Origin of the sequence: Staphylococcus canis (assembly GCF_016238445.1) — a bacterium.
Lineage (GTDB): Bacteria > Bacillota > Bacilli > Staphylococcales > Staphylococcaceae > Staphylococcus > Staphylococcus canis.
Genome location: NZ_JABANU010000040.1, coordinates 1 through 8,005 on the forward strand (window position 1 = coordinate 1; position 8,005 = coordinate 8,005).

Annotated in this window: 6 protein-coding genes and 1 pseudogene; all 7 read left to right on the forward strand. The window is 34.8% G+C overall.

The genetic code is table 11. The annotated features are described in order from the left end of the window. Nucleotides 1-3: 3 nt before the first annotated feature. The 7 genes and pseudogenes from HHH54_RS11580 to HHH54_RS10565 all read left to right on the forward strand — a co-directional run bounded on the left by HHH54_RS11580 (nt 4) and on the right by HHH54_RS10565 (nt 7,852). Nucleotides 4-90, forward strand: a complete 87-nt coding sequence (locus HHH54_RS11580; protein ID WP_432813794.1) for an IS3 family transposase — start codon at nt 4-6, stop codon at nt 88-90. Nucleotides 91-804: 714 nt separating this feature from the next. Beyond that, nucleotides 805-978, forward strand: a complete 174-nt coding sequence (locus HHH54_RS10540) for a hypothetical protein (RefSeq protein ID WP_198618760.1) — start codon at nt 805-807, stop codon at nt 976-978. A gap of 523 nt (nt 979-1,501) precedes the next feature. Further along, a pseudogene (locus tag HHH54_RS10545) lies at nt 1,502-3,070 on the forward strand (IS1182 family transposase). Nucleotides 3,071-3,203: 133 nt separating this feature from the next. Further along, complete coding sequence (gene nrdD / locus HHH54_RS10550; protein WP_269814024.1) at nt 3,204-5,150, forward strand: anaerobic ribonucleoside-triphosphate reductase; 1,947 nt, start codon at nt 3,204-3,206, stop codon at nt 5,148-5,150. 20 nt (nt 5,151-5,170) lie between these two features. Next, a complete protein-coding gene (gene nrdG, locus HHH54_RS10555; RefSeq protein WP_198618763.1) occupies nt 5,171-5,686 on the forward strand; it encodes an anaerobic ribonucleoside-triphosphate reductase activating protein in 516 nt (171 codons plus the stop codon). 193 nt (nt 5,687-5,879) lie between these two features. After that, nucleotides 5,880-6,572 (forward strand): type 1 glutamine amidotransferase domain-containing protein, encoded by a 693-nt coding sequence (locus HHH54_RS10560; RefSeq protein WP_198618762.1) that lies wholly within the window; start codon nt 5,880-5,882, stop codon nt 6,570-6,572. 194 nt (nt 6,573-6,766) lie between these two features. Continuing rightward, a complete protein-coding gene (locus HHH54_RS10565) occupies nt 6,767-7,852 on the forward strand; it encodes a metal ABC transporter solute-binding protein, Zn/Mn family (protein WP_232796325.1) in 1,086 nt (361 codons plus the stop codon). The last annotated feature ends 153 nt before the right edge of the window (nt 7,853-8,005 follow it).

The window sequence follows — 8,005 nt, forward strand, 5'->3', positions numbered from 1 at the left end:
TATATCAATTACTATAATAACGTAAGAAGAAAAGTAAATTTAAAAGGCAAGACTCCTGTTGAATACAGAAATCTTGCCTTAGGAAAATAGCTTAATCAAAAAGTTCAACTTTTTGGGTTCACTACATATTAATTACTATATTACCTCCTTTGTTAATAGCGTATTTTTCCATATATAAAAATATGCCATTTACTATTAAACATGTATCAAATTTTTATTGTATGTTTGGTATGCTTGCTGCAGTCTTACATCCACTTTATTTTGTTAATAGAGACTATTCTACTAAAGTTGCGTCTCTAATTAATAACTCTAGAAAAAACAGACTTCATTACGCAATGTCTAATTATATATTATCTGTGTTAATCGCTCTTCTTTATGCTTCTATAGGCATAATACTATTAATTATAGTTAAAAATTTCGGTGTAGAAGGGGCATTAACTTTCAAATTTATTATAGGCTTTCTATTCAATATAATACTATTAGTCACTTCATATTTTGCTCTAGGATATTTAATGGTTTTGTATAGGGTACATATTGGCATTATATATGCTACTTTAACAGCATTATTATTATTCATTCACAATATTTTCTCAAATATATTAGAAACAATACAAAATGAACACACAAAGCAATTTATAGAAAATTTCCCAATATATTATTATCCTGCATTAGTTGGTTCAAAGCCTTTTTCATTTTCACAGTATACAATAGGTATAATAATCCTATGTTTAATAACATCGTGGATATTCACTAAAAATTTGAGAAATAGTTATTAAAAATAATATTTTATATGGAGGAATTTTAATGAATGCACTTAATTGGTTTATATTATTTGTTATTAGCGCTATGTCAGGTTCTTTTGCAGCAAGTATTTTAGATAATATTATGCAAAGCATTTGGATTCCAAGAATTTGTGGTGGATTGGTAGCTGCTTTAGTAGGTTTCTGTTTATATCTTTATTTTACAAATGAAAAGTGATATTGATTTTTTAGAGTCTGAAATATGAATATTCTAGTAATTGAGAAAAATTGAGCTTTTCGTAAAAAAACGTGGGCCCCGAAAAATGAGTTGAACTGAAAATCTAACTTTTTAGGGGATGCATTTTTGCGCTTACAACAATTATTAAACTAGAATTATATGAACTATATTAGGGACACTATTTATATTATTATTTTTTGTGTTAGTTATTTATACCTTAAAAAAGGTGGTATAAATTTATATCTGCTCCAAGTTAAGTAATTATGAGAAAATTACAAGAGAACCTATTTAATAAGTAATTTGAAAATATGATTTACTCAATATTCTATTTGTTCGTTTTTGATACGAAATATACTAAGATTATCTGAGAAGGGGCTGGGACATAATTCCTAGCCAAAAAAGAGAATCGATTAGGTAAAATCATTTTTACTTAATCGATTCTCTTTATATATTATTTTAAGAAAATAAAGCCCTCACGTATAATAATGAATAACGACAAACAAATGATACGGAGGAACTTTATATGTACAAAAATTATAACATGTCTCAACTTACACTACCAATAGAAACGGAAATTACATTTCCAGAAAATGATGTTCCTACTATTATTAATCATCTTGTTGAGTCCATCCCTGCTGCAGAATTCAATGATTATTACAATCATAGAGGCCCCTCTTCTTATCATCCAAAGATGATGTTAAAAATACTTCTTTATAGCTATTCTCAATCTGTTTTTTCAGGATGCAAGATAGAATTCCTTCTTAAAGGTAGCTGTCGTCTCATGTGGCTTGCCCAAGGGCAAACACCTTCTTACAGAACTATAAATAGGTTCAGAGTGAATCCACATATGATGGGAATTTTACAAACCTTATTTGTTGGTTTTAGAGCTCAGTTAATCGAAGATAAATTAATATCTGAAGATGTGGTTTACATCGATGGAACTAAGCTTGAAGCAAATGCCAATAAATATACCTTTCAATAGCTCGCAAATACCGAAAGATTCAGCCAATCGGTTGTTGAAAAGTCTAATACACTTTACGAAACTTTAGTAGCTGAGGAAATAATTCCAGAAATAAAAAAAGAATCCTCAGAAGAGTTGTCTAAAGAAGAGATGAATCAAATTGAAACCTATCTAGAGAAGAAAGAAAAAAATTTAACTTCTCAAATCGAAAAAACGGCCAATACTCAAGAACGTAAAACATTGAGAAAACAGCGAGGCCAAATTAAAAAAAGCAAAAAAGCAATTAATGATATTAGAGAACGCAAAATTAGATATGAGAATCAAAAGGAAATTTATGGTGACAGAAAGAGCTATTCAACAACAGATCATGATGCGACATTTATGAGAATGAAAGATGACCACATGAAAAATGGACAATTAAAAACAGGATATAACTTACAAATAGCAACGAATAATCAATTTGTACTCGCCTACGGCGTGTATAATAAACCAGGAGATACAAGAACACTGGAACCGTTTTTGAATGAAATGAAAGAATTATATGGTGACATTCCGGAGTATATTGTAGCTGATGCAGGTTATGGTAGTGAAAGTAATTATAAAATGATACTGCATGATTTTGAAAAGACGCCACTAATCACTTATAGAACGTACATTAAAGAAGGGAAAAAGAAATTTAAAAATGATCCGTTTATCTCTGCAAATTGGCGATACAATGAATTAGACGACTATTACTTGTGCCCGAATAATAAAGACTTACATTTCTTCAAATATAGAATTAGACATAATTATTACGGTTATCGTCGAGATTTCAAAGAATACAGATGTGAAGATTGTTTCGATTGCCCATTGCGAAGCAAATGTATGAAACAAACTAAAAATCCGAATACAAATAAAAAATTACTGAAAAACTTCACATGGGAATATCTAAAAAATTATACTAAATAATTGCTTTCAGATCCTAAAATGAATGGCATCTACAAAAAACGTAAAATAGATGTCGAATTAGCTTTTGGAAATTTGAAGGCTAATTTGGGTTTCAAAAGATTATCCGTACGCACCCAATCTAAAGTCGAATGTGAAATTGGAATTGCCCTTATGGCGCTAAACATAAGAAAATTAGCACGGTAAGTGCTAATTTCAAGTAGAATTCAAAAGAAACATACTAAGATTAGCTGTGAAGAAATTTATGACGATAGATTTCTTCACAGCTAATCTTAGTATGTTTCTTTTGTTCATTTGTTCACATAATCGATACAAAGTAATGACAAATTGGTTAACAGGCAAATTATTGTTTGAAAACCACTATATCTTGTATCTAGAATTGGAGTTGTCTACTAGATATGGAAAGAGTGAAGTGAAGATGGAACTGGAAAAAGAATTGACAGGACTGATTACACGAGATCCAACGATAGTCAATGAAAATGCGAATAAAGATAGTGAAACGTTTGCGACGATGCGTGATTTAACAGCGGGTGTGGTGTCAAAAGCGTATGCACTACATCAACTGTTACCTAAACACGTAGCTGAAGCGCATCAGTCGGGTGATATTCATTTTCATGATTTAGATTATCATCCGTTTCAACCGATGACGAATTGTTGTTTGATTGATGCAGAAGGAATGCTTAGGAACGGTTTTCAAATTGGTAATGCGGAAGTGACATCACCGAAATCGATTCAAACTGCGGCAGCACAACTGGTTCAAATTATTGCGAATGTCTCAAGCAGTCAATATGGTGGATGTACGATTGATCGTATTGATGAGTTACTGAGTACATATGCGGCATATAATGAAGCGAAACATCGTGACATGGCACACCGTTTTGTGAAGCGAGAAGCGGTTGAAGCGTATGTGGAGGAACAATTAACTCAAGATATCCAAGATGCGATTGAAAGTTTGGAGTATGAAATTAATACACTATATACCTCTAATGGTCAGACACCATTTGTGACGTTTGGTTTTGGACTTGGTGAAGACCGTCTGAGTCGTATGGTCCAACAAGCCATCTTAAACACACGGATTAAAGGATTAGGGAAAGACCGCATCACTGCCATTTTTCCTAAACTTGTGTTTTCAATTAAAAAAGGATTGAACTTTGCGCCAGAAGATCCGAATTATGACATTAAACAATTGGCGTTAGAGTGTTCAATGAAACGGATGTATCCGGATATTTTAAATTATGACAAAACGGTAGAATTGTTAGGGGATTTCAAAGCACCTATGGGATGTCGCTCGTTTTTACCAGCATGGCAAAATGACGCAGGAGAATATGAAAATCATGGCCGTTGTAACCTTGGTGTGGTGACGTTGAATTTACCGCGTATTGCGATGACGTCTCAAAGTGATATGACACAATTTTGGACGTTATTTCATGAACGTATGGCGTTGCTTCATGATGCATTACTTTACCGAATTGAACGTGTGAAACAAGCGATTCCGAATAATGCGCCGATTTTATACAAACGAGGTGCGTTTAAATATCGTTTGAATGAAATGGATGACGTTTTCACCCTATTTCAAAACAAACGAGCAACGATTTCTATGGGTTATATTGGATTATATGAAACGGCTACAGTGTTTTACGGACCAAATTGGGAAACGAATCCTGAAGCCAAGGCGTTTACGTTAGAGATATTAAAGGAAATGCAAGTTTATCAAAAGACGTGGACGGCGCAGTATGACGTGTGGTTCAGTATTTACAGTACACCGAGTGAATCACTGACCGATCGTTTTTGTCGACTGGACACTGAGCGTTTTGGGAAGGTTCGGGATATTACAGATAAAGGCTATTATCAGAATTCCTTCCATTATGATGTACGGAAAGATATTACCCCATTCGAAAAACTGGATTTTGAGAAAGAGTATCCGTATTACGCAAGTGGTGGTTATATTCATTACTGCGAATATCCGAAACTCGGACATAATGTGAAAGCGTTAGAAGCAGTATGGGACTATGCATATGACCGTGTCAGTTATTTAGGGACAAATATTCCAATTGACCGATGTTATGAATGTGGATTTGAGGGCGATTTTGAGACGACACCTATTGGCTATCAATGTCCGCATTGTGGTAACGCTAATCCTGAAACGGTTGATGTAGTCAAACGCACATGCGGCTATTTAGGAAACCCTGTCCAACGCCCGACGATTGAAGGGCGTCATAAAGAAATGTGTGCACGTGTGAAGCATTTAAAAGGAACATCTTCGTGAGTACTGTACTTGAGAAAGGAATGGGATACATCGCGAAAATTGAATACCATAGCTTTGTCGATGGTGAAGGTGTGCGGTGTAGTGTATATGTTTCAGGCTGTCCTTTTAAATGTGAGGGGTGCTATAATGTTGCAGCACAACATTTTCGTTACGGCGAACCTTTGACGGATGATATAATTGAAGAAATTTTAGAAGCGTGTGCGCCGAGCTATATCTCAGGACTTAGTCTGTTAGGTGGCGAACCGTTTTGTAATTTAAACGTCATTACACCGCTCATCCATGCGTTTCGTGAGCGCTTTGGACAGACGAAAACCATTTGGATGTGGACAGGGTTTCAAATTGAATATTTAAGTCGAAGCACACGCGCACGTCAAGCGATACTCAGCGAGATTGATGTGCTTGTTGACGGAATGTTTATCGCGCATTTATATCAACCGAATTTACCGTATAAAGGCTCATTAAACCAACGTGTCATTGATGTTCCAACGTATCTTAAAACTCAATCTATCGCACAAGCGATATACATTCAAGATTGACGGTTGATATTAAATTTTATAAAATAATCTTATTCTCATTTGCAAAACAGTTAAATTGAATCTATTGAAATGTAGATGATTCAATAGGTTCACTTGAGTTGAGGCGACGGTTGTTGTCTCAACTTTTTTAAGTTTGAAGTAGGAAGCAAAGCGGGTATAGTAGAGGCACGACATTATAAAAGGACGTGTAATAATGAAAAAGATAATGATAGTGAACACAAGTCATGATCAATTTGATGGTTCTGATAAACCGACAGGCTTATGGTTAAGTGAGCTTGTACATTTTTATGATGTGTTTCAAGGCGATCCTAACTTTCAAGTCGATCTATTTAATATTAAAGGTGGCAAAACACCACTGGACCCGATGAGCTTAATGCCAGTAACTTTAGATAAATTAACAAAGTCATATTATGAAAATGACGTATTCATGCAGCGTTTAAACAATTTACCCTCTATTGATGAAGCGAATCCATCAGAATACGATGTGATTTACTTTACAGGTGGACATGGTGTGATGTATGACTTTGTGCATAATGATAAAATTCATGAAGCGGTGAATACGATTTATAATCAAAATGGTATTGTGTCAGCAGTGTGTCACGGTACAAGTGCGTTACTTGAAGTAAAAGGGTCTGACAATCATTTCTTAATCGATGGCCATACAGTTACAGGCTTTTCTAATCAAGAAGAAGTACTTGCGAATCGCAAACAATATATTCCATTTGAATTAGAAACGGAACTGAAAGTCAAAGATGCGACTTATCGTAAATCGAAAATACCGATGAAAGGCCATCTTGAAGTCGACGGTCAGTTCATCACAGGACAAAATCCAGCCTCTGCGAAACTTGTGGCAGAAGCGGTGAAAGATGCTTTAACGGCATCTTAATGAAGAAGCGTATGAGTACGGGGAGAGTCTCCGTATTTGTACGCTTTTTTTTACGTGAAAAAGACGAAAATGTGACGGTGTATGATTGACTGGTATAAAAATGTGACATGAAGCATTGCGCTTTGACAGAAATTCCGCTATAATTTTAAATCGTAATGATTACTATATATAAAATATAAATGGAGGCGCACGTAATGATTAAAAGAAGTATGAAATTTTTAGCGACTGTTGCGTTAACAGGAACAATGTTAGCAGCATGCGGACAAAGTGACGACAATGCATCAAAAACTAAAGACGCAGCAAAATCAGATGACGCAATCAAAGTCACAACAACAGTGTATCCACTTGAATCATTTGTTGAACAAATCGGTGGCGAACATATTGAGGTGGATTCGATTTATCCAAAAGGAGCCGACTTACATAGCTTTGAACCGACACAAAAAGATATCATTAACGCAACAAAATCGGACTTATTCGTTTATACAGGTGACGATTTAGACCCTGTGTCTAAAAAAGTAGCGAATGCGATTAAAAAAGATGACAAAAAATTATCATTAGAAGATCATATTAATAAAGATGAATTATTAGCTGACCACCACCACCATGATCACGGTGACGAAGGAGATCATGAACATGAGCACGCACATGGCATGTATGACCCACACGTTTGGTTAGATCCAAAATTAGATGAGCAATTCGTTGAAGCCATTCGCGATGACTTAAGCAAACAAGATCCAGACCACAAAGCAGATTATCAAAAAAATGCGGATAAATTATTAAAAGACTTAGAAAAAATTGACAGTGACTTAAAAGAGGCGACTAAAGGTCATGAAGGCCATGCAGTCTTTATTTCTCACGAGTCATTAGGTTACCTTGCAGACCGTTATGGCTTCAAACAAGTCGGTATTCAAAGTTTAAGCGCTGAAGATCCATCACAAAAAGAATTAACGCAAATTGTAAAAGAAATCAACGACTCAGGCGCTAAATACATCTTATATGAAGAAAACGTTGCGAATAAAGTGACAGATACCATCCGCAAAGAAACAAAAGCAGAACCATTAAAATTCAACAACATGGAAGCTATCACAAAAGATCAAAGCAAAGACGCAACATTCCAAACATTAATGGATGAAAATATTAAAAACCTTAAAAAAGCATTAGATTCTAAAATCATGGCGAAAGATGATCATGAAGGACATGACCATGAACATGAAGGGCATGACCACGATCACGAAGATCACGATCATGAGCATGACCACGACCATGAACATAATCATTAATCTTTAATATAAAAAGCGAGGGCAATCATGTACTGCACCCCAAAAGTTGAACCTACAAAATTCAACTTTTGGGGTGTTTAATTATGAATAAAAGTTATAGTTTAGATTTCAAACTTAAAATATTACAAGAATACAAAAGCGGGCAACTTGGTT